The following is a 22,736-nucleotide window of genomic DNA, read 5'->3' on the forward strand; positions in this document are numbered from 1 at the left end:
GAAGGCCTGTCGACCAAGGAGATCATCCGCTGCCTCAAGCGTCTGATCGCCCGCGAGCTCTACTACCTGATCATCAACCCGACATCGGTCGCTGCAACCACTTGACGATCCATAGGAGCATCCCCGGGCACGCCACCGCCCCGCAGCCGAGGGGGCTGCGGGGCGGTGGCGCGGTGGCGCGGTGGCTCAGAGCGTCTCGGCGCAGAAGACCTGGCCCTCGTCGCCGGTGTTGCCGTACCAGAGCGAGACGCCGTCGGTGATGTTCGACTGCGTGGCGGCCTCGAGGCAGACGTCCTGGGCAGCGCTGAACTCGGACTCGGTCATGTCGTCGTCGGTGCCGAAGATGCGGAACTGGGCGTCGTCGGAGTCGCAGTCGACGACGTCGTAGGAGGACCCGTCCTGCTGGACGCAGTCGCCGACCTCGGGGGCGCCGCCGCCGAGGAAGCTGCGCACCAGGACGCCGACCACGATCACGGCCACGACGCCGGCGATGATCGGCAGGACGCGGGCCAGGCCCGACTTCTTGGCCGGCTGCTGCGGCTGGGCGCCGGGGGCACCCCACGGCTGCTGACCGGGCTGGCCGAACTGCTGGGGCTGGCCGTACTGACCGGGCTGGCCAGGCTGCTGGGGCTGGCCGTACTGACCGGGCTGGCCCGGCTGCTGGGGCTGGCCACCGGGAGGCGCCCACTGCTGCCCCGACTGCGCGGACTGGTCGGGGCCGGACGAGCCGGACGGCGGCTGCTGCCCCCAGCCCTGGCCGGAGTTCGGGCCGGGGTTCTGCGGCTGGTCGCCTGAGCCGGGCGTGGTCACGAAGGTCCTCCAGGGGTTCGACGGGCCCGCCGATCATGCCTGCCGGACCGTCCAGTCCGCACACCGGGGCCGCACAGCATCACCCGTCTGCGGGAACGGTCCCGGGTCGCCGCACGTGGTCAGTGGTGTGGACGGACTCCGGCTCCTGCTCAACCTCGTCTGGCTGGTGTTCCAGGGCTGGGTCCTGGCGCTGGCCTACCTCGTCGCGGGCGCGCTGGCCTGCCTCACCGTGGTGGGCATCCCGTTCGGCATCGCCGCCTTCCGGTTGGCGTTCTTCGTCGTCCTGCCCTTCGGGCGCACCACCGTCGCCGACCCGCACGCGGGGCTCGCCTCGGCGCTGGGCAACCTCGCCTGGTTCGTCGTCGCGGGGTGGTGGCTGGCGCTGCTGCACATCCTGTCGGGCATCGCGTTCTGCCTGACGATCATCGGCATCCCGTTCGGAGTGGCGTCGTTCAAGCTCGCCCTGGTGGGGCTGTTCCCGCTGGGCAAGCGGGTGGTCGAGACCCGGGCGCCGCACTCGTGGTTCGGCGCCGGCCAGGCGGTGGCCGCGCCCCGTTGACCGGCTGCGCGGCGGGGCCGGGGCGCGGATGATCGACGGCATGACCACCGCAACCTGGAACGGCACCGTCATCGCCGAGTCCGACGACATCGTCACCGTCGAGGGCAACGCCTACTTCCCGCTGAGCTCGGTGCGCGAGGGCGTGCTGACCCCGACCGACACCACCAGCCACTGCCCCTGGAAGGGCGACGCCAGCTACTTCTCGGTCGAGGCGGGCGGGCAGACCAACACCGACGCCGCGTGGACCTACCGCGAGCCCAAGGAGGCCGCGAAGCAGATCACCGACCGCGTCGCGTTCTGGAAGGGCGTCACGGTCAGCTGAGCGGGGTCAGCTGACCGTCTCGCGCCGGGCATCCGCCCACACGGACGGGACGTCCGGCGTGAGCCCGGCCAGCTCGGCCGCCGTCGGGCCGTCGTCGTGGGTCTCGACCACCTCGCCCTGCCACGGGGAGGGCTGGTCGATGAGCACGAGCGCGTGCTGGGCCATGGCCAGCGAGGGTGCCGCCTCGGCGATCACTGCCAGGTCGGCGTGCAGCTGCCGATGCACCGTGGTCAGCCGTCGCAGCGCCGCCCGGCAGGAGGCCCGGTCGCCGGTCTCGGTCCACACGAGCTGGTCGACCAGCACGCGCTGGTCGGCCACCGCGTCGACGAACTCGGCGCCGCCGGCGAGCCGGTTGAGCAGGTCGAGGTGGGCCTGGTGCCGGAACCCGGCGGGTTCCCGGCCCGGCTCGCGCTTGGTGCCCACCCATGCCTTGTGCGCGGCCAGCCCGTGCTGGGCGAACCGGCGTTCGGCCTTGGCGGCGAACCGCTGGTCGCGCAGCTCCCAGGTGGCGTGCGAGTCGTCGATGCGGAAGAAGAGCAGGGCGAAGCCGCGGCGGTTCAGCTCGCGCATGCGGGCGAAGGGCAACGGGACGACGTCACCGCCCACCGTGCAGCAGTAGAGCGCGCGGTCGGTCAGGACGGCGGTGCGGGCGTCGTCGCCGACGGGGACGTCGAGGGAGTCCGACAGCGGGACGCACTCGCTGACCGCCAGGACCGACTCGCCGTCGGCCAGCGCGGACACCAGCCGTGTCGGCGCGCGTCGTGTTCCCCAGCTCACCCCTCCGTTGTCGGCCGACACGCCGGGTCATCAAGCCGAAACGGCCCTCCTGGGTGACGGAGTCCAGCCGCCCGGGGGACGCCGGGAAAACCAGGAGCGCGGAGCGTCACGAGCGGGTTGACTCCGTCCCCGGCCGGCGCCGGCCCCCACCCCATCGACCAGGGAAGGACCATGCACACCATCAACGGACGCCTGCTCAGCTGGGCGTCCATCCTGGAGGACACCACCCGCGAGCAGGCGCAGCGCACGGCCACGATGCCGTTCGTCTTCCCGCACGTGGCCCTCATGCCCGACGCCCACCTCGGCCTCGGCGCGACCGTCGGCTCGGTCATCCCGACCGACGGCGCGATCATCCCCGCCGCGGTCGGGGTCGACATCGGCTGCGGCATGGCCGCCGTCCGGACGCAGTTCACCGCCGACGACCTGGCCGGCCGCGAGCTGTCGCCGCTGCACGCGCAGATCAGCCGCTCGGTCCCGCTGTCAGCCGGTGGCCGGAACCAGAAGACCCGCGCGTCGGCCGAGCCGCGCATCGCCGAGCTGCGCGCGATGCCGGGCATCGAGCAGGCCGACGTCGTCGCGAAGCACTGGCCGCAGCAGCTGGGCTCGCTCGGCTCGGGCAACCACTTCATCGAGGTCAGCCTCGACGAGTCCGACCGGGTCTGGGCGTTCCTGCACTCGGGCTCGCGCGGGGTGGGCAACAAGCTCGCCCAGCGGCACATCGCGGTGGCCCGCGAGCAGTGCCGCCGGCGGTTCGTCGAGCTGCCCGACCGGGACCTCGCCTACCTGGTGGAGGGCGAGCCGGAGTTCGACGCCTACCTCGAGGCCCTGCTGTGGGCGCAGCGGTTCGCCTACCTCAACCGCGAGGAGATGATGGACCGGGTGCTCGACCAGCTCGGCCGGTTCCTGCAGGCCGACGTCGAGCGCGTGGAGGCGATCCGGTGCCACCACAACTACACCGCCCGCGAGCGGCACTTCGGGCGCGAGGTGTGGCTGTCCCGCAAGGGCGCGATCTCCGCGCGGCCCGGTGAGCCGGGGCTGATCCCGGGCTCGATGGGTGCGGCGTCCTACGTCGTCGCGGGCAAGGGCGACGTCCGGTCGCTGCACTCGGCCCCGCACGGGGCCGGGCGGAGCCACAGCCGGACGGCGGCGCGGAAGCTGTTCGACCGGGCCGACCTCGACGCGCGCATGGCCGGGGTGGCGTGGGGCGAGTCCGACGCGTTCCTCGACGAGCACCCCGACGCCTACAAGCCGATCGACCAGGTGATGGCCGACGCGGCCGACCTCGTCGAGGTGCGGCACGTGCTGCGCCAGGTCGTGAACGTCAAGGGCAACTGAGCGGCGCCGGGGTGGGAGGTGGTCCTGCACGGTGGGAGGTCATCGGCGACGACCTCCCACCGGCAGGGACCACCTCCCACCCCGGTGTGCGGGCGCGTCAGCTGACGCCGACGGCCTCCTTGGCCAGCGCGGCGAGCTGGGTCTGCGCCGCGGAGACCACGGACGCGCGGTCCTTGTGGGCCTCCTCGTAGCGGATGACCGCCTCGATGTCGGCGGCGTCGTCCAGCTTCTTGACGGCGTCGACGGCCTTGCCGACGGTCAGCTCGTCGTAGGAGGGAATGGGCAGCTCGCCGGCCTCGAGGGCACCGAGCTCGCGACGGGTCCCGTGCAGCGCCTCGGCGGTGTCGCGGGCGCCCTCGCGGCGGGCCTGCTGCTCGGCCTCCTTCAGCGAGGCGTCGCGGCCGACGGCGAGCGACTCGCGCACCGCGCCGGCGAAGGTGGTCGCCCGGGACGCGGCCGCGTTGATCTTGGCCTGGGCGCTGTCGCCGGCCTGCTGGGTGGTGTCGATGACCTTGTTGACCGAGTCGGCGACGTAGCGGGCGGGCAGGGCCGCCAGGCGGGTGGCGCCGCCGGCGACGCGCTGCAGCGGGGTGGCCCGCAGCGCGGCGGGCCCGCCGAGCGCGGTCTCGGCCAGCACGACGGTGAGCCACTCGACGGTGGCGGTGTGCGCGGCCACCAGGCGCTCGGCCAGCCGGGTGATGCGGGGCAGCTCGGCGGTCTCGGCCAGCACCTTGAGGTAGGTGGCGCGGTCGAGCAGCTGGTGCTCCAGCGAGAGGTCGGACAGCAGAGCCTCGTCGAGCGGGCCGGCCTGCTCGACCGTGGCCTTGACGATGGCGCCGAGCCGGCCGAGGGCCGGGGTGACGACGTCGGGCACGCCGCCCAGGTCGCGCAGCGCGCGGGTGATGTCCTCGGCGCGGGCAAATGCGTTGTCGGCGTTCTGCTGCAGTTCGCGACGGACGGCCTCGGTGCGGGCCTGCGCGATGCGGGTGCGGGCGACCTGCTCCTCGGTCTGGGTGAGCAGGAGGAGGGCGCGCAGCTGGGCGGTGAGCGTGGTCGTGTCGGCCATGACATCTCCCTGGGGGTGTGGACTGTGGGCCGACCACAGTCTTCCCTGGTGCTAGCCGCAGCAAGCATGGAGCTAGCGGTGTTCTCCGTCACCCGTTCGTGTGACGGTCGGGACAGGTGGGACGACGGGGCGCGGGGACACGGCGCACCTCCCCGGTGCGCCCGCCGCGCGGGGGCACGCTGGGCGCATGGGGTTCGTCTACGGCACGGCGCGGGCCGAGGTGATGGTCGGTTCGCTGGTCGGTGCCGGCGCGCGGCCGACGCTGATCGGCCCCGTGCACGCCACCATCGGCAGCGCCGCGGGCGGCCGCCGCAACTCCCTCTGCGGCGCCTGGGTCACCCACGACGACGACGTCCCGTGGCCCCCGGACCCGCGCGAGCTCGGCGCCCTGTGCCCCACCTGCGCCGAGCTGGCGCAGTGGTGACCGTCAGGCGCTGACTGTCGCCAGGGCCTCGGCGAGCAGCTGCACCGAGCGCAGCCGCTGCTCCACCGTCGGCGAGGCGTGCCCGACGATCAGCTCGTCGGCGTCGGCGAACCGGCGGAACTCGACCAGCTGCTCGCGCACCTGCGCCGGGGTGCCGACCGCCGAGTGGGTCAGCATCGCGTCGATCTGGCGACCGGCGCCGGACTCCATGAGCAGGTCGGCCTCCTCCTCGCTGAAGTCCTTGCCGCGGCCGAACAGCCGGGTCGCGCGGTCCCGGCGCATGGCCGCGAACTGGGCGCGGGCGTCGTCCTCGGTGTCGGCGGCGACGACGTTGACCCCGGCGATGACGTGCGGAGCGGCCAGCTGCGCCGAGGGCTGGAAGTCGCGGCGGTAGAGCTCGACGGCCGCCTCCAGGGCCTGCGGGGCGAAGTGCGAGGCGTGCCCGTAGGGCAACCCCAGCGCGGCGGCCAGCTGGGCGCCGAAGGTGGAGGACCCGAGGATGTACAGCGGGACGTTGGACCCCTTGCCGGGGAACGCGTCGACGCCGGGCACCCGGGTGGCCCCGGTCAGGTAGGCCTGCAGCTCCAGCACGTCCTGCGGGAAGCGGTCGCTGGAGCGCGGGTCGGTGCGCATCGCGTACATCGTGTTCTGGTCCGAGCCCGGGGCCCGGCCCAGGCCCAGGTCGATGCGGCCGGGGTACATCGCGTCGAGGGTGCCGAACTGCTCGGCGATCACCAGCGGCGAGTGGTTGGGCAGCATGACCCCGCCGGCACCCAGCCGGATCGTCGACGTCTGCGCACCGACGTGGCTGATGAGCACGCTGGTCGCCGAGGAGGCGATGGCGTCCATGTTGTGGTGCTCGGCGTACCAGACCCGGGTGTAGCCGTGCTCCTCCGCGGCCTGCGCCAGGGCGACGCTGTTCGCGATGGACTGCCCCACCGACTCCCCGCGCGCGACGGGGGCGAGGTCGAGGACGGAGAGCGGGAACGACATCGGTACGGCCTTTCGCAGAGGGTGTCTCTGCTGGGGACCAGCGCGCCGCCCCCGCTCCGCATTCCCTACGGGCGGCCGCCGGCGATGTCACGGGCGGTCGCGGCGGACCCGGTGTCCAGGCCCTGGGTGGGGTCCGAGCGGTGCAGTCGGGCCTGGTCGTCGATCCACTGCTGGTGGGCGTCCCAGGCCAGGCCGGCGTCGCCGTCCAGGGCGGTGGCGATGTCGGACCAGGTGGCACCCTCGCGCAGGGCCGCGTGCATGCCCAGGTGCCGGCTGTCGTGGGCCTTGCGGTAGACGACCTCGCCGAGCGCCAGCAGCTCGAGGGCCTCGTGCCGGTCCAGCGAGGTGCCGGTGTTGCGCAGGTCGGCGAGGAAGTCGTCGGCGTCGTCGGGGGCCGTCGCCTCGACCACGCCGGCGTCGCGCCGGGCCAGGAAGTCGATGCGGTTCGCGGCCACCTGCAGGGTGACCTCGTCCTCGAGGTCGCGGGGGCTGATGGTCATGCCGACAGCGTCCCGCACTCGTAGCCTGCCCGCATGGCTGCCCGCACCGCGTCCGGTTCCGTCGTCGTCCCCGCTCCCCCGGCCGAGGTCTTCACCCTGCTGGCCGACCCGCGCCGGCACGCCGAGATCGACGGGTCGGGCACCGTGCAGAGCATCGTGGACGCACCCGAGCGCCTCGAGCTGGGCTCGACGTTCTCGGTGGCCATGCAGATGGGCGCGAAGTACCGGACGACGAACACGGTGGTCGAGTTCGAGCCCGACCGGCGGATCGCCTGGAAGCACTTCGCGCCGCACCGCTGGCGCTACGAACTGGAGCCGGTCGAGGGCGGGACCCGGGTCACCGAGACCTGGGACGCCTCCCGCTACAACGCGGTGACCTTCCTGCCGGTGCGGGCCTTGGGCTTCCCCGCGAAGGCGCAGCAGGGCATCGACGGCACCCTGCAGCGCCTGCGCGAACGGTTCAGCTGACGCCCGAGGTCCCCCTGACCGGTCGTGGGGACTGCGGTTCAGCCCTTGCGGCCCCGCTTGGCCCGGGCGTCGGCGATGAACCGCTTGGCCTTCGCCTGGTTCTCGGGCTTGCGGGCGGCGGCGATGAGCTTCTGCGCCGCGGCGCCCTTGAGCAGTCCGCTGAGCATCCCCACGGGGTGCCTCCTGAGGTCGTGTCGACGATGGAGGTGCTCGGGTGCGCCGGGGGCCGCAGGTGCACACGCCAACCGGTCCGTCGCGCACCGGACCGTCCGCGCCGCCCCTGCGCGCAGGATGTCGTGGGTCACATCTAGGGTCCGGCCATGACGCTCTCGACGTTGCTGACCGGCGGTTCGTTCTTCGAGGGCCCCCGGTGGCACCAGGGCCATTGGTGGGTCTCGGACTTCTACCGCGGCACGGTCAGCCGGGTGACGCCGTCGGGCGAGGAGACCGTCGCCCTGGAGGTGCACACGCAGCCCTCGGGGTCGGGTCGGCTGCCCGACGGCTCGCTGGTGGTCGTCTCGATGACCGACCAGCGGGTCCTGCGGTGGGACAGCAGCACGCTGGCCACCTACGCCGCACTGGCGCCCTACTGCGGCGGGCTGCTGAACGACCTGGTGGTCGACGCCGCCGGGCACGTGTTCGTGGGCGACTTCGGCTTCGACCTCATGGGCGGCGGGGCGCCGGGCCCGGCGTCGCTCAAGCGGGTCGACCCCGACGGCACCGTCACCGTCGTCGCGGAGGACCTGCTGTTCCCCAACGGGATGGCCATCACCGGGGACGGCGGCACGCTGGTGGTCGGGGAGACCTTCGGCAACCGGTGCACCGCCTTCGACCTGGCCGCCGACGGGTCGCTGTCGAACCGCCGGGTGTGGGCGGAGTTCGGCCCGGTGCCCACCGGCGGCACCCTCGACGAGGTGCTCGGGCAGGTCGTGGTCGCCCCCGACGGCTGCACCGGCGACGCCGAGGGCCACCTGTGGGTGGCCGACGCGGTCGGCGGCCGGGCGGTGCGGGTGGCCGAGGGCGGCGAGGTGGTCGACGAGGTCCGCGCCCCCGACGGGCTGGGGGTCTACGCCTGCGCCCTGGGTGGGGACGACGGCCGCACCCTGCTGCTGTGCTGCGCGCCGGACTTCCTCGAGCACAACCGCCGCGCGGCCCGCGAGGCGGTGCTGCTCACCACCCAGGTGGAGGTCCCGCACGCCGGCCGCCCCTGACCTGCGCCCCCCTCCCCCGCCGATGATCACGGACCTGTGCCACCGACACGCCGGGTCGGGGCCGCCCCAGGTCCGTGATCAACGGCGGGTGGGCGGCCCGGCGGCGTCGCGGGCGGTCTGCCAGAACTCCTCGGGGCCGTCGTGCGGGCCGGTCATCACCCGCTGGGTGAGCAGGACGGCGACCAGGTCCGGCGTCGGGTCGACGTAGCCGCTCGTGCCGGTGCCGCCGACCCAGCCGAACCGGCCGGGCGTCGTCCACGGGTCGGTGACCTCGAGGGTGACCTCCAAGTTGCCGGTGGCCCAGGTCCGGCCGGGGCCGAGGAAGGCCTGCGCGGCGGCGCGCTGGCCGTCGGTGAGCCCGTCGCGGAGGACGTCGGCGGCTCGCACCCCGCCGGGCAGCGCGTCGTCGGCGACCGCGCCGAGGAAGGCGCACACGTCCGCGGCGGTGGACACCAGCCCGCCGCCCAGGGAGGGGAACACCGGCGGCCGGGACCACACGCCGTCGGGTGGGTCGAGCACCTCGAGCCCGTCCGGGCCGGGGGTGTACTGCACGGGCAGCGGGTCGGGCGACCAGAAGCCGGTGCCGGTGAGGCCGAGCGGGCCGGTGACCCGCTCGACGAGCAGCTCGGGCAGCGACCGGCCGGTCATCCGGGCGAGCAGGACGCCGAGCAGGTCGCTGCCGGTGTGGTAACGCCAGCCCTCCCCCGGCTGGTCGGACAGCGGCAGCGAGGACAGCCGCTGCACCCAGGTGTCGGGGTCCAGCGCCGGGGGCAGCGGGCCGGGGCTGACGCCCCGCTCCCACATCGCGTGCGCCAGCGGCGAGGTGTCCATCCGCAGGCCGGTGCCGCAGGTCATGTGCAGCAGGTCGCGCACCGTGATCGGCCGCTGCGCCGGGACGGTGTCGGTGAGCTCGGCGTCCGGGTGGCGCAGCACTCGCGGTGCGGCCAGCTCGGGCAGCCAGCGGGCCGCACCGGCGTGCAGGTCCAGGACACCGTCGGCGGCCAGCGCCAGCGCCAACAGGCCGCCGAACGGCTTGCTGAGCGAGGCCAGCCGGAACGGCGTCTGCGGGGTCACCGGGTCGTCCCCGCCGACGGCGAGCGTGCCGGCCGCGTGCACCGTCGTCGTCCTGGCCTGCCGGACGGCGACGACGGCGCCGGGGTACCGACCCTCGGCGACGTGCCGGTCGACGAGGGTGAACAGCGCGGTGGGGTCCATGCGGTGCAGACCGCCCCGGCGGGCGTCGCTCATCGCGGTCTTCGGTGTCGACATGACGCCACGTCGACACAGGGACGTCGCGCCGGTCAGCAGGCGGGCACCACCGGCAGCCCGCGGGACACCGCCCCCAGCCAGGCGCTGAACAGCGGCAGGCTCTGCGGGAGCCCGGTCACGTGCTCGGCGGGCAGCACGTCCAGCCGGGTGGTCGCGCCGGCCGCGCACCAACTCCGGTGGAGTTCCTGCGCCTGGCCCAGGGCCACGATCTCGTCGGCGCCGGCGTGCGACTGGTAGACCGGGACGGTCGGCGCCGGGCGAGCCCCGAGGTCGTTCTCGGCGATGACCGCGGCGATGTCGGGCTCGGCGAGCAGCTGCTCCAGCGTCGACCCGTCGGCGGTGTAGTCGCCCACCGACGTGAACGCAGTGGTGAGGGTGCCTGCACCGCCGACGCACTCACTGCGCAGCTGCGCCACGACCTGGCGTCCGCGGTCGTTCAGCCGCTCGTCGAGCCGGATCGCGTCGGGGTAGGCGGCGTCCAGCCCGATGACGCCCAGCAGCCCGAAGTAGGCCGCGGGACCGCCGTCCAGGCTCTGCGCGAGCGCACCGAGGTCGGCCGGGACGCCGCCGACGGCGGCGCCGGTGACGTGCAGCTCCGGGGCGTACTGCGGCGCGAGCGAGGCCGCCCAGGCCGCGCCCCCGCCGCCCTGCGAGTAGCCCTGCAGCAGCACCGGCGAGGCGTCGGTGCTGCGTGCACCCGGGACGGCGGAGGCGGCGCGGGCCAGGTCGAGGACGGCGTGGGCCATCGACGGGCCGGTCGTGTAGGTCGGCGACCCACCGTTCAGGTAGCCGTCGTAGTCGGTGACGGCGACCGTGAAGCCCTGCGCCAGCCCGGCCGCGACCGCCGCCGACTCGTACTCGGTGCCGGCGACGAACTGCTTGCTCGGCGCGCACTGCGGCCCCAGGCCCTGCGTGCCGGGGGCGATGGTCAGCACCGTGCCGGCGCGGCTGGAGAGGGTGGGGGTGAAGACGGTGCCGGAGACGACCTGCGGGTCCCCGGTCGCCGACGTGGAGGTGTAGAGGACCGTCTGCGCGGTGAAGGGCAGCACGCCGGCCAGCGGGACGGCGGCCGGCCGGGTGCGCAGCACGGTGCCCGGCGCCCCGGTGGGTGCCGGCGGGTCGTAGAAGGGGTCGACCTGCGCGGTGGGCGCCGGGACGGCGGTGGCCGGGGTCAGGTCCCCGACCTCGGGTGCGGCCTGGGCGGGGGTGGCGCCGAGGGCGACGGTGCCGGCGGTGAGCGCGGCGAGGGCGAGGCGACGGGACATGGGGGCGACTCCGGTGTCGGTTGTCCGTGACGGTCACCCGCACCAACGAGCGGGAGTGCTCCAGGTCACGCGCCGGCGAGCTCGGCCAGCCGGTCCAGGAACGGCAGCTGGCCCTTCACCAGCTTGGTGCGCGCGGTGGGCAGGTCAAGCCACGCGGCCCGGTCGAGCTCGGGGAACGTCTGCAACCGGCCCGAGCGCGGTGGCCACTCGAGCTCGAAGGTGTTGCTGACGACCGCGTCGGCGTCCAGGTCGCCCTCGGCTGCCCAGACCGTGAGCACCTTCGAGCCGCGGACGACGCCGAGCGGGATCAGCCCGGCCGGGGCGGGGTGGCCGGTCTCCTCGGCGAACTCGCGGCGGGCGGCGGTCTCGGCGTCCTCCTCCTCGCCGTGCTCGCCCTTGGGGATCGACCAGGCGTGGTCGTCCTTGCGGGCCCAGAACGGCCCACCCATGTGGCCCAGCAGCACCTGCAGCTGGGGCGTCCGGCGGAACAGCAGGATCCCGGCACTGCGGCGAGGAGGCACGCGTCCATCCTCACCGATGAGTCCGGAACCGCCCTACGGTCTCCCCCACCATGACCCACCCGACCACGCACACCCTCGACGCCCCCGGCGCGACGCTCTCCTACGAGGTCCACGGCAGCGGGCCGGTGCTGCTCATGGTCGGGCACCCCATGACCGCCGACGGGTTCCGCGCGCTGGCCGACCAGTTCCCCGACCGCACCGTCGTGCTGCACGACCCGCGCGGCACCGGGGGCAGCCCGATGCCCGATCCGACGCAGCCCCCCGACGTCGACGTGCTGGCCGAGGACCTGTCCCGCGTGCTCGCCGCGGTGGGTCAGGGCCCGGCCGACGTGTTCGGCTCCAGCGGCGGCGCGATCACCGCGCTGGCCCTGGCCGCGGCCCACCCCGACCAGGTGCGCACGGTGGTCGCGCACGAGCCGCCGCTGGTCGAGCACCTGGCCGACGCCGACGCCGTCCGCGCGCAGCTGGCCGAGGTCGCCGCCACCCACCGCGAGCACGGCGCGGGCGCGGCGATGGGTGCCTTCGCCGCGGTCGCCGGGTTCGCGTTGCCCGAGCCCGCCCCCGACGCACCCCCGCCACCGGCGCCCTCGGAGGCCGACCAGCGCGCGATGGCCCGCATGCTGCTGGGCATCGAGAGCGTGTGCACCTACCGGCTCGACGCCGCCGCGCTGCCTCCCGGCCGGGTGCGCATCGGGGTCGGGGCGTGGTCGGGCGAGCAGGTCCTCACCGGGCGCACGTCACGCGCGGAGGCGGCACACGTGGGCGTCCCGCTGGTCGAGTTCCCCGGCGGGCACGGCGGCTTCGTCACCGAGCAGGGCGGCGACGCCGTGGCCTTCGCCGCCGTGCTGCGGGGTCTGCTGGAGTGATCAGCCGGCGGGCTGCCAGCCCAGGGCAGGACCGAGCCGGGTGGCCGTGTCGGTGAGGATCTGCACGTAGTCCTCGTGGTCGAAGCTGAACGGCAGCGCGAACGCGACCTCGGTGACCTGCCGGAAGCCGGCGTGGGCGTGCAGCTGCTCGGCGATCTGCTCCGACGTCCCCACGAGGTCGGGGGCGAACAACAACTTGCCCGGGCCCTGCGGCTCGCGGGTGCGCGGCAGCCGGGCGGCGGCGTAGGCGGCGTACTTCTCGCGCTGCGCGGCGGTGGCGGTGTCGGTCGGGACGACGACCAGCCCCTGGGACACCCGCCCGTCGGGGTTCCGGTCGAGGTAGGCAGCGATCTGCTCGCCCTGGATGGCGGCGAAGTCGGTGCCGGTCGCCCCGGTGACGACGCTGGAGGTCAGCAGGTTCAGGCCCTGCTCGGCGGCCCAGGTGGCCGAGCGCAGGCTGCCCGCGCCGTACCAGACCCGTTCCCGCAGACCAGGGCTGTGCGGCTGCACCCGGTCGGAGAACACCTCGATGCCCTGGGTGCCGGCCGTCGCCACCGGCTCACCCCCCACCGCGCGCAGGAAGCGGTCGACGCGGGTGTAGCTGAAGTCCTCGACGTCGGCGGTGTCGGGGTAGAGCACGTCCTTGACGTCGTCCCAGCGCATGGGCGGGCCGACGCTGATGCCGGGGTTGACCCGCCCGCCGCTCAGCAGGTCGACGGTGGCGAGGTCCTCGGCCAGCCGCAGCGGGTTCTCCCACGCCAGCGGGGTGACCGCCGTCCCCAGCTCGATGCGGGAGGTGCGCTGCGACGCCGCGGCCATGATCGCGACGGGTGAGGAGACGCCGTGCTGCAGGTGCCGGTGCCGCAGCCACGCCGAGTCGAAGCCGAGGTCCTCCCCCAGCTGGATCTGGGTGAGCAGGGCCTCCATGCCCGGGCGCGGGTCGTCGCCGTCGAAGGTCCCGATGGTGAGGAAGCCGAGCTTGCGCAGGGGCACGTCAGCGGTGGGCACGCCGGGTGAACCCCGGAGGGGCGCAGTGCCTTCCCGGGGTCCGCCGCGCCGAGTGGCGGCTGAGGGTCCCAGATCGGCGCGACCTGGACCCTGAGACGCCACTCGACCGCATTCGGGGTCTCGGCCTCCCGGCGCCCCCGGCCACCCGGCCTCCCCCGGCGCCCCCGGCCACCCCCGGCATGGGAGCCCCTGCACCCGGCCACGGGCCCCATCACCGGGTGCATGGGCTCCCATGCCAGCTTCGGGGCGGGGCGGGGCGGGCGGCGGGGCGGGCGCGGGCGGGCGGCGGGCGGCGCGGGCGGGGCGTCAGCTCCAGCGGGGGTCGGGGGGCAGCCGGGGGTTGAGGAGGTGGGCGACCAGCGCCGTCCAGCCGGTCTGGTGGGTGGCGCCCAGGCCCTCGCCGGTGTCGCCGTCGAAGAACTCGCTGAACGTCGGGTGCTCGCGCCACAGCGGGGAGTCCGAGGACTCGATGCGGTCGCCGTCGGCGGGGCGTTTGCCGTCGACCGGGCGGAACAAGGCGGTCAGCCCGTTGTCGATGAGGTCGGCGGCGTCGACCAGCGTGCACTGGTTGCCCGAGCCGGTGGGCAGCTCGATGGTGAACGAGTCGCCGTAGAACCGGCCCAGCGTGCGCAGCTTGTCGGCCAGCAGCACGTTCACCGGGAACCAGACCGGCCCGCGCCAGTTGGAGTTGCCGCCGAACAGCGCGGTGCGCGACTCCCCCGGCTCGTACTCGATGCGGGCGTCGCGGCCACCGACCTTGGCGATGACCTCACCGGTGGACTTCGACAGCGACCGGATGCCGAACGGGGACAGGAACTCCTCGGTGTCGAACATCCGGGTCAGGATGCGGCGCAGCCGGTCCTTGTCCACCAGCGAGAGCAGCATCTTGCGGCCGTCGGGGGCCGAGCGGCTGCGCAGCGGGGCGACCAGCTCGGGACGGCGACGCTGCAGCCAGCGCAGCCGTTCGGTGACGTCGGGGACCTCGTGGGTGATCCAGTGCGGCACCTCGGTCACGCCCAGGATGGGCAGCAGGCCGACCATCGAGCGCACCCTCAGCGGCTGGCCCTCGCCGTCGGGGGCCACGAGGACGTCGTAGAAGAAGCCGTCCTCCTCGTCCCACAGCGACACCTCGTTGGAGCCGAAGGCGTTCATGGCCTCGGCGATCGACAGGAAGTGCTCGAGGAACTTCGTCGCCGTCCCGTCCCAGGCCTTGTCGTACCGCGACAGCTCCAGGGCGATCTTGAACATCTGCTGGCAGTAGAACGCCATCCAGCTCGTGGCGTCGCTCTGCTCCAACCGGTACCCCGGGGGCAGCGGCGCGGAGCGGTCGAACAGCGCGATGTTGTCCATCCCGAGGAAGCCGCCCTCGAAGACGTTGGACCCGTCGGCGTCCTTGCGGTTGACCCACCAGGAGAAGTTGAGCAGCAGCTTGGTGAACACCCGCACGAGGAACTCGCGGTCGCGGTAGCCGTCGATGCGGTAGACGTGCCAGGCGGCCCAGGCGTGCACCGGCGGGTTCACGTCGCCGAAGGCCCACTCGTAGGCCGGCAGCTGGCCGTTGGGGTGCATGGCCCACTCGCGGCACATGAGCACGAGCTGCTCCTTGGCGAAGTCGGGGTCGACGTGCGCCAGGGGGATGGTGTGGAAGGCGGTGTCCCAGGCGGCGAACCAGGGGTACTCCCACTCGTCGGGCATCGAGATCACGTCGGCCAGTGCGACGTGCCGCCACGTGGTGTTCCGCCGTCCCTTCTTCGCCCGGTCGGCGGGCGCGGGGATGTCGGGGTCGCCGTCGAGCCACTGCGAGACGTCGAAGCGGTACAGCTGCTTGGTCCACAGCAGGCCGGCGTAGGCGCGGCGGGCGACATGCCGGTCCTCGTCGGACAGGCCGGGGTGGATGACGGTGGCGTAGAAGGCGTCGGCCTCGGCGCGGCGGTCGGTGACGGTGGCGTCGAAGGACTCGCCGAACATGCCGTCGTAGGGCTCGTCGGTGGTCAGCCGCAGCTTGACGGTGACGGTCTCACCCGGGCCGACTGAGTCCCAGCGGTACCAGAACGCGGCCTTGGTGCCCGAGTCGCTGGGGTTGATGCCGCTCTTGTCGCCGTGCACGACGCGGCGGTTGACGCCGTCCTTGGGGTACTTGCTGTCGTTGCGGGAGGCGCCGAACAGCGTGACCTTGTCGGTCTCGTTGTCGCAGCACAGCACCTTCGGTGCGCCCTCGGCGGCCAGCCAGTACCGGCCGAGGAAGCCGTGCTCGGCCTCGACGGCCTCCAGCCCGGACGCCGTCAGCGTGGGCGCCAGCAGCTGGGTGAGGTGGCCCTGGCGCTTGTCCCCGCCCCAGGACCAGGTGTTGCGGAACCAGACCTGCGGCAGCAGGTGCAGCGGGGCGGGGTCGGGCCCGTGGTTGGTGGCGGTGACGGTGATGCAGATGTCGTCGTGGTCGGCCTTGGCGTAGGTGACCTGGACGTCGAAGAAGCGGTCCTCGTCGAGGACGCCGGTGTCGGCGAGCTCGTACTCCCGCTCCATGCGCGAGCGCTTCCTGTTCTCCTCCCGCAGCTTCGCGTAGGGGTACTCGGCCTGCGGGTAGCGGTAGAGCCACTGCACCCACGAGTGGGTGGGCGTGCCGTCGACGGCCCACCAGTGCTCCTTGGCGTCCTCGCCGTGGTTGCCCTCGTCGTTGGTCAGGCCGAACAGCCGCTCCTTGAGGATCGGGTCCTTGCCGTTCCAGAGCGCGACCGAGAAGTTGAGGAAGCCGTAGCGGTCGCAGAACCCGCCGAGGCCGTCCTCACCCCACCGGTAGGCGCGGGCCACCGCGTGGTCGAACGGGAACCCTGCCCAGGCGTCGCCGTCGGCGGAGTAGTCCTCGCGGACCGTGCCCCACTGCCGGCCGGCCAGGTAGGGGCCCCACATGCGCCACGGCGAGTTCTGGTCGGTGGACTCGGCCAGCCGGGCGTGCTCGGCGCTGCGCGGGTCGACGGCGTCCTGCGGCCCCGGCGGCGGGGCCACCGGGATGTCCTTGACGCTGGGGACACGGGGGCGGGTCGGTGGCACCGGGACACGGTGCCACGTCCGGGACGACGGTCCTACGACCGACGCCACCCCGACGTCCGGACGACGGGGCCAGGACCGCCTCAGCCGACCCGCGCACCTCCGCCGTCACGGCGGGCCGTCCTCGGGTCCACCGCCTGGACGGCGAGCTCGGCCCGTCCCCGACCGGCCTCCTTGGCCGCGTAGAGCGCGCGGTCGGCCCGGCGCATGAGCTGGGCCCCGCTCTCCCGGGGGCCCAGCTGGGCGACCCCGCACGAGGTGCCGACACCCGCGGTCGCGGCGCGCAGCCGGTCCACGAGGGCCAGGGCGCGCGGGCCGGCCCACCCGGGGAGCAGGAGGGCGAACTCGTCCCCGCCGTGCCGGGCGAGCACCGCACCGGGCGGCAGGTCGGCACGCCAGGCCTGGGCGACCCGCCGGAGCAGCTCGTCGCCCGCGGCGTGCCCTCCGGTGTCGTTGACCTGCTTGAAGTGGTCGAGGTCCAGCAGCGCCGCCGAGAGCACGGCGCCGGGGCGGACCAGCTCGCGCAGCGCCTCGTCGAAGCCACGTCGGTTGACCAGCCAGGTCAGCGGGTCCACGGTCGCCCGCGAGGCCTCGGCGACCAGCCGACGGGTGACCAGGCCGACCGTGGTGACCGCCACGAGCACCGCGGCCGCGGTGGTGGGCCGGACGTCGCCGCGCAGCAGCAGTGCCAGCAGCACCAGCAGCTCGGCCCCGACCAGGTGGGCCACCGCCCAGCGCAGCGGGAAGAAGAACACGGCGTCGACGCCGACGAAGGTGATGATGGCGGCGAACACCACCGCCGCGACGTCCCCGGGGGCGAGGAACGCGGCCAGGGCGATCAGCACGGTCGCCGCGGCCACCGGGACGTGGAAGAACGGCCGGGGAATCCGGGCCCCCCACCGGGCCAGCGCCAGGCCGCTCAGGACGGCGGTGGCACCCAGCCCCGCCACGGCCCAGCGGCGGGGTCCGTCGGGCACGCCGCCGGCCACGCCGAGCAGGCCGCACGCCCCGCCGAGCACGTAGAACAGGGCCAGCGTGTCGGCCATGACCCGCGAGGTGGCCACCTCGGGTGCGCGCCCGCTCATGCCGGTGCCCCGGCGGCGAGCTCGACCCGGCCGCGCCCGGCCGACTTCGCCGCGTAGAGCGCACCGTCGGCGCGGCGCAGCGTCTGCGCCACCGTGTCGCCGGGGCGGTGCTCGGCGACCCCGCACGACAGCCCGATGCCGGCCAGGTGGTCGCAGACGCGCCACACGTCGGTCACCGCCTGCTCCCCCGACCGCCCCGGGAGCAGCAGCACGAACTCGTCGCCGCCCTGCCGGGCCAGCACCGCGCCGGCGGGCAGCACCCGGGCCGGCACCGCGGCGACCCGGAGCAGCACCCGGTCACCGGCCTCGTGCCCGGCGAGGTCGTTGACCTCCTTGAAGTGGTCCAGGTCCAGCAGGGCCACCGAGAAGGTGCCGTCGGCGGCCACGAGGTCCTGCAGCCGGTCGTCGGTGCTGCGCCGGTTGGGCAGGCCGGTGAGGGGGTCGCGGCGGGCACCGAGCGCGCGCTCGGACAACCGGGCGGTCACCACCCCGAGGGCGAGCAGGATCGCGTCGAGGGCCAGGACGGTCGCCACGTGGACGTCGCCGCGCAGCAGCAGGGTGACGTTGGACAGCAGCACCAGGGCGGGCATGTGCCGGCGCACCCAGGCCACCGGGAAGAAGTAGCTGACCTCCACCACGACCAGGCCCAGCAGCACCGACACCGCGAGCGCGGCCTGGGGCTGATCGGGCACCAGCTGGGCCAGCCCGAGGCAGACGCCCCCGGTGTGCACGAGCGCACCGAGCACCCGCCGGCGCAACCGGGGACCGACCAGCACGAGCAGGGCGGTGCCGCCGAACCCGACGAGCAGCAGGACACCCATCGCGACGGCCCGGACGAGGTCGTACTCCAGGTCCCAGGCGACGAGGGCCCCGGCGACGGAGGCGCCGGCCCACAGCACGGCCATGGTCTGGGCCATGACCGCGGAGCTGGTGCGCGCCGTCGGTGTCCTCACGCGCGCCCATCGACGTCGTCGTCGGTCGCCTTGACCGGCGGTCACCCGGGCGGGGGAGGCATGCGGCAGGGTGGGCGCGTGCACCACATCGGGATCGACCTGGCCTGGGGCCTGAGCAAGCCGACCGGGTTGGCGGTGCTCGACGACGGCGGCCGGCTGGTGCACGTCAGCGCCGTCCGCACCGATCACCCGTAGAGGACATCGCCGTCGTCGCGCTGGCTGAACTCTGCCCGGTCGACCATGTCGCCCGGGCCAGGCATCGACTTCTCCTCCGTGTCGACCAACGCCTGCGGTGTGACCTCCGCAGGTTCCTCGTCGGGGGCGGACTCTGAACGGTCAGGCTCGGTCACCGGCTCATCTCCTCACGTCAGCCGAGCAGTGCAGGTCAAAACCATCGCCAGCCCCAAGCACCACGTGGCCAACTTCACCCAGTCGGACTTGGCGACCAGGTTGGGTGCGTTCTCGGCGAAGGCTTGCACCTTGGCGCGGAGCACGACATCACTCACCTGTCGCGGCTGCTTGTCGAGCAGTGCGAGCAGCTTGTCCGGGGCGGGGGCGTTGCTCCAGCTGCGTGCAGCCAGTGCAGCTAGGCCCATGATCACCACGCCGGCGTGAGCCACGAGCGCCGCCGCCACCACGAAGCCTGCGGTGTCGGTGGCCAACAGGTAGGAGGCCAGCGCGATGCCGGCTGCGACCAGCCCCGCAGCCTTCGTGTCGAGCTGGGTGATCGTGGCGTGCTGCTGGTCCAGCCGGCGTCCGGCCTCATCACGCAGCAGATCGACGACCTGCGGGTCGGATGCATCGAGCTGCTGGGCCGTCGCGGCGGGCACCTGGTCGACGCGGGTCTCCGTGCAGCGCCTGGGCGGCAGCAAACCGGCCACCCGGTGCCGAACCGGCCCGCGGTCAGCGTCGTCTCCCTGAGCCACGAACCGGACTGTGCCACGGGCCCCCGACATTCCTGACCCTCGGCCACCACCTCCGTTCCCGACAAGGCAGGGTGGGCGCGTGCACCACATCGGGATCGACCTGGCCTGGGGCCTGAGCAAGCCGACCGGGCTGGCGGTACTCGACGACGGCGGCCGGTTGGTGCACGTCAGCGCCGTCCGCACCGACGACGAGGTGCTGGCCGCGTTGGAGCCCTACGTCGCCGGTCCGTGCATCGTCGCGATCGACGCACCGCTGCTGGTGACCAACGAGACCGGCAACCGGCGGGCCGAGCGCGAGCTGAACGCCGACTTCGCGAAGTTCCAGGCCGGGGCGCACCCCACTAACCAGGGCAAGCCCGAGTTCACCGACGGCGACACCCGGGGTGGTCGGCTGGTGCGCAAGCTGGGCCTGGACCCCGACCCGCGCTCGGGTCGCGCGCGGCGCGCGGTCGAGGTCTACCCGCACGCGGCGACGGTGGCGCTGTTCCGGCTGGGCCGGACGCTGAAGTACAAGAACAAGCCCGGGCGCACCGTCGACGGCCTGCGCGCCGAGCTGCTGGTGCTGATGGGCCACCTCGAGGGCGTGCCCGAGCTGCACCTCGGCCCCGCGTGGGTGGCCCTGCGCACCGCGGTGGAGAACGCCACGCGCAAGAGCGAGCTGCGGGTGGTGGAGGACCAGGTCGACGCGGTGGTGTGCGCCTACACGGGGTGGATCGCCGTCCGTCGTCCCGAGGAGGTGACCACCTACGGCAACGCCGCCGAGGGGGCGATCGTGACCCCGACGCTGCCCCCGGACCTGGTGCCCGGGCCGGCGCCGGTCGCGGTCGACCCGGCGCTGGCGGCGATCCAGGCCTACGCCGACGGGTTCGCCGGCACCGCCGCGGCCGCCGAGCAGGCGCTCGCGCTGGTCACCGGGCTGCTCGACGAGGCCGGCATCAACTACCTGTCGATCACCGGGCGGGCCAAGACGGTCGCCTCCTTCGCCGAGAAGGCGACCCGCGAGGTCGACGGCGTGCGGCTGTACCCGGACCCGGCGCGCGACATCGGGGACACCGTCGGCGTGCGGGTGATCCTGTACGTGCAGAGCGACGTGGTCGCCGTCGCCGACCTGCTCGGTGACCAGGTGGTCGTGCACGACGACCGCGACCTGGGCTCGCAGACCGCGCGCGAGGGGCGCTTCGGCTACTCCAGCCGGCACCTGCAGATCGGGCTGGACGCCGCCCGCGCCGCCGAGTGGCCGGCCCTGGTCGACCGGCGGGTGCAGGTGCAGGTGCGCACCGTGCTGCAGCATGCGTGGGCCGAGTTCGAGCACGACATCCGCTACAAGGGCACCGTGCCGGCCGAGCACGCCTCGGAGTTCGACCGCCGGTTCACCCTCGCCGCCGGGTTGCTGGAGCTGGCCGACCAGGAGTTCACCGCCATCCGCGACCGGCTGCGCTCCCCCGTGGCCGCGGCCGCCGAGGACGACCCGGACGACCCGCGCATCGCCCCCCGCGAGCTCGGCGCCTTCCTGGCCGGGCAGTACGCCGACGCCGGGTGGTCGCGCCCCGACCACTACGACTGGATCTCGGGGTTGCTGCTGGAGCTGGGCATCACGTCGCTGGTGGAGCTGGGCGAGGTGCTGCGGACGGCGGACGAGGTCGGCATCGCCGAGCGCATGGGGTACCGCTACCCGCCCGGTGCCGTGCGCCGCCTCGACGACGCCCTGCTGGCCGGCTTCGGGCAGCGCTACGTCGACCTGCACGGCAACGCCCACCGCCGCGCCGCCCTCGCCGCCCGTCTGGACAAGCTCACGGGCTGACCGCGCACTGCTGCCGTTCGGCCCGGGCCGGTGCGGACGGTGTCAGTCGTAGGGGTTCGTGAGGACGGCGCGCGCCTCCACCGCGACCAGCTGGACGACGGGACCGTCGGTGGTGGTCGTGCCGGCCACCTCGACCGGGGCGCTGCCGTCGACGGTGAACGTGCCGCCCCAGGTCACGGTCAGGTAGCTGTCGTAGGTACCCGAGGTGTAGTCGTAGGTGACCGTCTGGTCCGGGTACGGAGCGCCGGGTCCCTCGGAGGTGACGACCGCGCCGCCGTCGCCGGTGTGCCAGGTGAACTCCCGCGCCTCGGCGGTGATGACCACCTGGAAGCCGCGGATGTCGACGGTGAACACCTGCTCCACCGGGGCGTCGGTGAAGAAGATGGTCGGCAGCCCGACCAGGACGGTGCCCCCGGGCGGCTGAACGGACGTCGTCAACTGCGGCAGCGGCAGCGCCTTGAAGTACTGGAACACCTCCGCCGGCGTCGGCGCCGGGTTCAGCTCCGTGACGTCGACGCAGGTTGTCCCCTCTGTCACCCAGGGCCCATACCCCGCCCCGACTGCTACGCCGGGCGGGGGTCCTTGACCGTCCACCGGCCCACCCCCCTCTGTGGCGAGCCGCTGATGCTGAACGACGTACAGGCCGATTGCACGGCCCTCAACTGTCGGACAGGGGTTCGCCCCCGGGGTGCAACCTCCGAGATTTACGTCATCAACCTGACATGGCGTCTGCAGCCTCCACCGATAAGGCGGCGGAGCCGGCGGCGAATTCGACGCGACTCGCACGACGCCCGGGGCCGATACGAACGCAGCCTCAATCCCAATGGAACCCCCAGAAGCGCCGACGTCAACACAGCTCAGATTCGGACAAGGGGCGGCCAGCGCCGGAGCGGCAAAAGCTGGTAGCAACGCCAACGCGACGAGCCCGGCCACGATCGCGCGGCGCATCAGCCGACTGTCAGTTGGGTCATTTGCCATGACGAGGTCTGCGGTGACCACTCGGTCAGGCCGCCGCTGGCCGGGAACTCGGCAGCTGGGGCTGAAAGTGCTTGTTGTACGGCACCGGCCGCATCCAGCACCGTGAACTCGTCCTGCGCCAGCGACACGACGAATTCGGCCTGCGCACCGTCGAGCGTCGGCGGGGCAATGGACACGATCGAAATGGCGCCACCTTGCACGGTGAAGTTTTGCTCGGCCAACGAGCGAAGGCCCTGACTGAGAACAGCGCAAGTCTCACAACCCTGAGAAAAAGAATCCAAGTACTGAACGTCGAGATCACTCTGCGCTCGGTTTATCAGCTGTATGTAGTACCGAACGAAGGCGGCTGCGCCGGCTTCGGTTTGTTCGCGGGCTTCGGGTGGGACGGGGAAGTCGGCGGGGCCGAGGGGTTCCAGCGTGGGCTCGGCAGACGTGCTCGCCGCCGTCGGCAGGGTGTCGCTGGGGGTCCCCGGGTCCGAGCACCCGGTCAGCGCCAGACCAGCCACGGCCACCACCGTCACCCACCCGCTCCGACGCACCGCACGCTCCCGTGA

General features: G+C 73.7%; 25 protein-coding genes. 8 read left to right on the plus strand and 17 right to left on the minus strand.

Annotated features, from left to right (window positions below; genetic code table 11):
* Nucleotides 1-186: 186 nt before the first annotated feature.
* The gene (locus tag TEK04_RS16690) at nucleotides 187-810 is read right to left on the minus strand and encodes a hypothetical protein (protein WP_336405481.1); all 624 of its coding nucleotides are present in this window, start codon (nucleotides 808-810) and stop codon (nucleotides 187-189) included.
* Between the two features lie 127 nt (nucleotides 811-937).
* Here TEK04_RS16690 and TEK04_RS16695 point away from each other — a divergent pair, with 127 nt between their 5' ends.
* Nucleotides 938-1,369: a YccF domain-containing protein gene (locus TEK04_RS16695; RefSeq protein WP_336405482.1), complete on the plus strand. Its 432-nt coding sequence runs from the start codon at nucleotides 938-940 to the stop codon at nucleotides 1,367-1,369.
* Nucleotides 1,370-1,409: 40 nt separating this feature from the next.
* Nucleotides 1,410-1,691, plus strand: a complete 282-nt coding sequence (locus tag TEK04_RS16700) for a DUF427 domain-containing protein (protein ID WP_336405483.1) — start codon at nucleotides 1,410-1,412, stop codon at nucleotides 1,689-1,691.
* A 6-nt stretch (nucleotides 1,692-1,697) separates the two neighbouring features.
* Here TEK04_RS16700 and TEK04_RS16705 read toward each other — a convergent pair whose 3' ends face one another.
* Complete coding sequence (locus TEK04_RS16705; RefSeq protein WP_336405484.1) at nucleotides 1,698-2,432, minus strand: hypothetical protein; 735 nt, start codon at nucleotides 2,430-2,432, stop codon at nucleotides 1,698-1,700.
* Nucleotides 2,433-2,639: 207 nt separating this feature from the next.
* On the opposite strand from TEK04_RS16705, the gene TEK04_RS16710 reads away from it, so the two are divergent.
* Nucleotides 2,640-3,803, plus strand: coding sequence for an RtcB family protein (locus TEK04_RS16710; RefSeq protein WP_336405485.1), 1,164 nt, complete (start codon nucleotides 2,640-2,642; stop codon nucleotides 3,801-3,803).
* A gap of 97 nt (nucleotides 3,804-3,900) precedes the next feature.
* On the opposite strand, the gene TEK04_RS16715 is transcribed toward TEK04_RS16710, so the two are convergent.
* Nucleotides 3,901-4,869 carry a ferritin-like domain-containing protein gene (locus TEK04_RS16715; RefSeq protein WP_336405486.1) on the minus strand — a complete coding sequence of 323 codons (969 nt, stop codon included), beginning with the start codon at nucleotides 4,867-4,869 and terminating at the stop codon, nucleotides 3,901-3,903.
* 187 nt (nucleotides 4,870-5,056) lie between these two features.
* On the opposite strand from TEK04_RS16715, the gene TEK04_RS16720 reads away from it, so the two are divergent.
* Complete coding sequence (locus tag TEK04_RS16720) at nucleotides 5,057-5,293, plus strand: hypothetical protein (RefSeq protein WP_336405487.1); 237 nt, start codon at nucleotides 5,057-5,059, stop codon at nucleotides 5,291-5,293.
* Nucleotides 5,294-5,296: 3 nt separating this feature from the next.
* On the opposite strand, the gene TEK04_RS16725 is transcribed toward TEK04_RS16720, so the two are convergent.
* Nucleotides 5,297-6,286: an LLM class flavin-dependent oxidoreductase gene (locus TEK04_RS16725; protein ID WP_336405488.1), complete on the minus strand. Its 990-nt coding sequence runs from the start codon at nucleotides 6,284-6,286 to the stop codon at nucleotides 5,297-5,299.
* A gap of 65 nt (nucleotides 6,287-6,351) precedes the next feature.
* Nucleotides 6,352-6,786, minus strand: coding sequence for a hypothetical protein (locus TEK04_RS16730; RefSeq protein ID WP_336405489.1), 435 nt, complete (start codon nucleotides 6,784-6,786; stop codon nucleotides 6,352-6,354).
* Between the two features lie 33 nt (nucleotides 6,787-6,819).
* Here TEK04_RS16730 and TEK04_RS16735 point away from each other — a divergent pair, with 33 nt between their 5' ends.
* Nucleotides 6,820-7,254 (plus strand): SRPBCC family protein, encoded by a 435-nt coding sequence (locus TEK04_RS16735; protein WP_336405490.1) that lies wholly within the window; start codon nucleotides 6,820-6,822, stop codon nucleotides 7,252-7,254.
* 38 nt (nucleotides 7,255-7,292) lie between these two features.
* Here TEK04_RS16735 and TEK04_RS16740 read toward each other — a convergent pair whose 3' ends face one another.
* The gene (locus TEK04_RS16740; protein WP_336405491.1) at nucleotides 7,293-7,421 is read right to left on the minus strand and encodes a hypothetical protein; all 129 of its coding nucleotides are present in this window, start codon (nucleotides 7,419-7,421) and stop codon (nucleotides 7,293-7,295) included.
* A 153-nt stretch (nucleotides 7,422-7,574) separates the two neighbouring features.
* On the opposite strand from TEK04_RS16740, the gene TEK04_RS16745 reads away from it, so the two are divergent.
* Nucleotides 7,575-8,465, plus strand: a complete 891-nt coding sequence (locus TEK04_RS16745; RefSeq protein ID WP_336405492.1) for an SMP-30/gluconolactonase/LRE family protein — start codon at nucleotides 7,575-7,577, stop codon at nucleotides 8,463-8,465.
* A gap of 78 nt (nucleotides 8,466-8,543) precedes the next feature.
* On the opposite strand, the gene TEK04_RS16750 is transcribed toward TEK04_RS16745, so the two are convergent.
* From TEK04_RS16750 to TEK04_RS16760, 3 genes are all read right to left on the minus strand, one after another.
* A complete protein-coding gene (locus tag TEK04_RS16750; RefSeq protein ID WP_336405493.1) occupies nucleotides 8,544-9,734 on the minus strand; it encodes a serine hydrolase domain-containing protein in 1,191 nt (396 codons plus the stop codon).
* 32 nt (nucleotides 9,735-9,766) lie between these two features.
* The gene (locus tag TEK04_RS16755) at nucleotides 9,767-10,999 is read right to left on the minus strand and encodes a lipase family protein (protein WP_336405494.1); all 1,233 of its coding nucleotides are present in this window, start codon (nucleotides 10,997-10,999) and stop codon (nucleotides 9,767-9,769) included.
* Between the two features lie 65 nt (nucleotides 11,000-11,064).
* A complete protein-coding gene (locus TEK04_RS16760) occupies nucleotides 11,065-11,520 on the minus strand; it encodes an NUDIX hydrolase (RefSeq protein WP_336405495.1) in 456 nt (151 codons plus the stop codon).
* A 50-nt stretch (nucleotides 11,521-11,570) separates the two neighbouring features.
* Between TEK04_RS16760 and TEK04_RS16765 the strand changes: the two genes are divergently transcribed.
* A complete protein-coding gene (locus TEK04_RS16765; RefSeq protein WP_336405496.1) occupies nucleotides 11,571-12,386 on the plus strand; it encodes an alpha/beta fold hydrolase in 816 nt (271 codons plus the stop codon).
* Here the strand turns inward: TEK04_RS16765 and TEK04_RS16770 are convergent, their stop codons facing one another.
* The 6 genes from TEK04_RS16770 to TEK04_RS16795 all read right to left on the minus strand — a co-directional run bounded on the left by TEK04_RS16770 (nucleotide 12,387) and on the right by TEK04_RS16795 (nucleotide 19,403).
* Nucleotides 12,387-13,394, minus strand: a complete 1,008-nt coding sequence (locus TEK04_RS16770; RefSeq protein WP_336405497.1) for an LLM class flavin-dependent oxidoreductase — start codon at nucleotides 13,392-13,394, stop codon at nucleotides 12,387-12,389.
* A 306-nt stretch (nucleotides 13,395-13,700) separates the two neighbouring features.
* Nucleotides 13,701-16,442: an MGH1-like glycoside hydrolase domain-containing protein gene (locus TEK04_RS16775; protein ID WP_336405498.1), complete on the minus strand. Its 2,742-nt coding sequence runs from the start codon at nucleotides 16,440-16,442 to the stop codon at nucleotides 13,701-13,703.
* Between the two features lie 80 nt (nucleotides 16,443-16,522).
* Nucleotides 16,523-17,524, minus strand: a complete 1,002-nt coding sequence (locus TEK04_RS16780; protein ID WP_336405499.1) for a diguanylate cyclase domain-containing protein — start codon at nucleotides 17,522-17,524, stop codon at nucleotides 16,523-16,525.
* Nucleotides 17,521-18,477: a GGDEF domain-containing protein gene (locus tag TEK04_RS16785; protein WP_336405500.1), complete on the minus strand. Its 957-nt coding sequence runs from the start codon at nucleotides 18,475-18,477 to the stop codon at nucleotides 17,521-17,523. The genes TEK04_RS16780 and TEK04_RS16785 overlap by 4 nt, the downstream gene beginning before the upstream one ends.
* A gap of 185 nt (nucleotides 18,478-18,662) precedes the next feature.
* On the minus strand, nucleotides 18,663-18,827 hold the full coding sequence (locus tag TEK04_RS16790) for a hypothetical protein (RefSeq protein ID WP_336405501.1): 165 nt from the start codon (nucleotides 18,825-18,827) through the stop codon (nucleotides 18,663-18,665).
* 12 nt (nucleotides 18,828-18,839) lie between these two features.
* Nucleotides 18,840-19,403, minus strand: coding sequence for a hypothetical protein (locus TEK04_RS16795; protein WP_336405502.1), 564 nt, complete (start codon nucleotides 19,401-19,403; stop codon nucleotides 18,840-18,842).
* 79 nt (nucleotides 19,404-19,482) lie between these two features.
* Between TEK04_RS16795 and TEK04_RS16800 the strand changes: the two genes are divergently transcribed.
* Nucleotides 19,483-21,204, plus strand: a complete 1,722-nt coding sequence (locus TEK04_RS16800; protein WP_336405503.1) for a DUF429 domain-containing protein — start codon at nucleotides 19,483-19,485, stop codon at nucleotides 21,202-21,204.
* Between the two features lie 42 nt (nucleotides 21,205-21,246).
* Here the strand turns inward: TEK04_RS16800 and TEK04_RS16805 are convergent, their stop codons facing one another.
* Nucleotides 21,247-21,741: a hypothetical protein gene (locus TEK04_RS16805; protein ID WP_336405504.1), complete on the minus strand. Its 495-nt coding sequence runs from the start codon at nucleotides 21,739-21,741 to the stop codon at nucleotides 21,247-21,249.
* Nucleotides 21,742-22,151: 410 nt separating this feature from the next.
* Nucleotides 22,152-22,688: a DUF6318 family protein gene (locus TEK04_RS16810; RefSeq protein ID WP_336405505.1), complete on the minus strand. Its 537-nt coding sequence runs from the start codon at nucleotides 22,686-22,688 to the stop codon at nucleotides 22,152-22,154.
* Nucleotides 22,689-22,736: the final 48 nt, after the last annotated feature.

Source organism: Klenkia sesuvii, assembly GCF_037083825.1.
Classification (GTDB): domain Bacteria; phylum Actinomycetota; class Actinomycetes; order Mycobacteriales; family Geodermatophilaceae; genus Klenkia; species Klenkia sesuvii.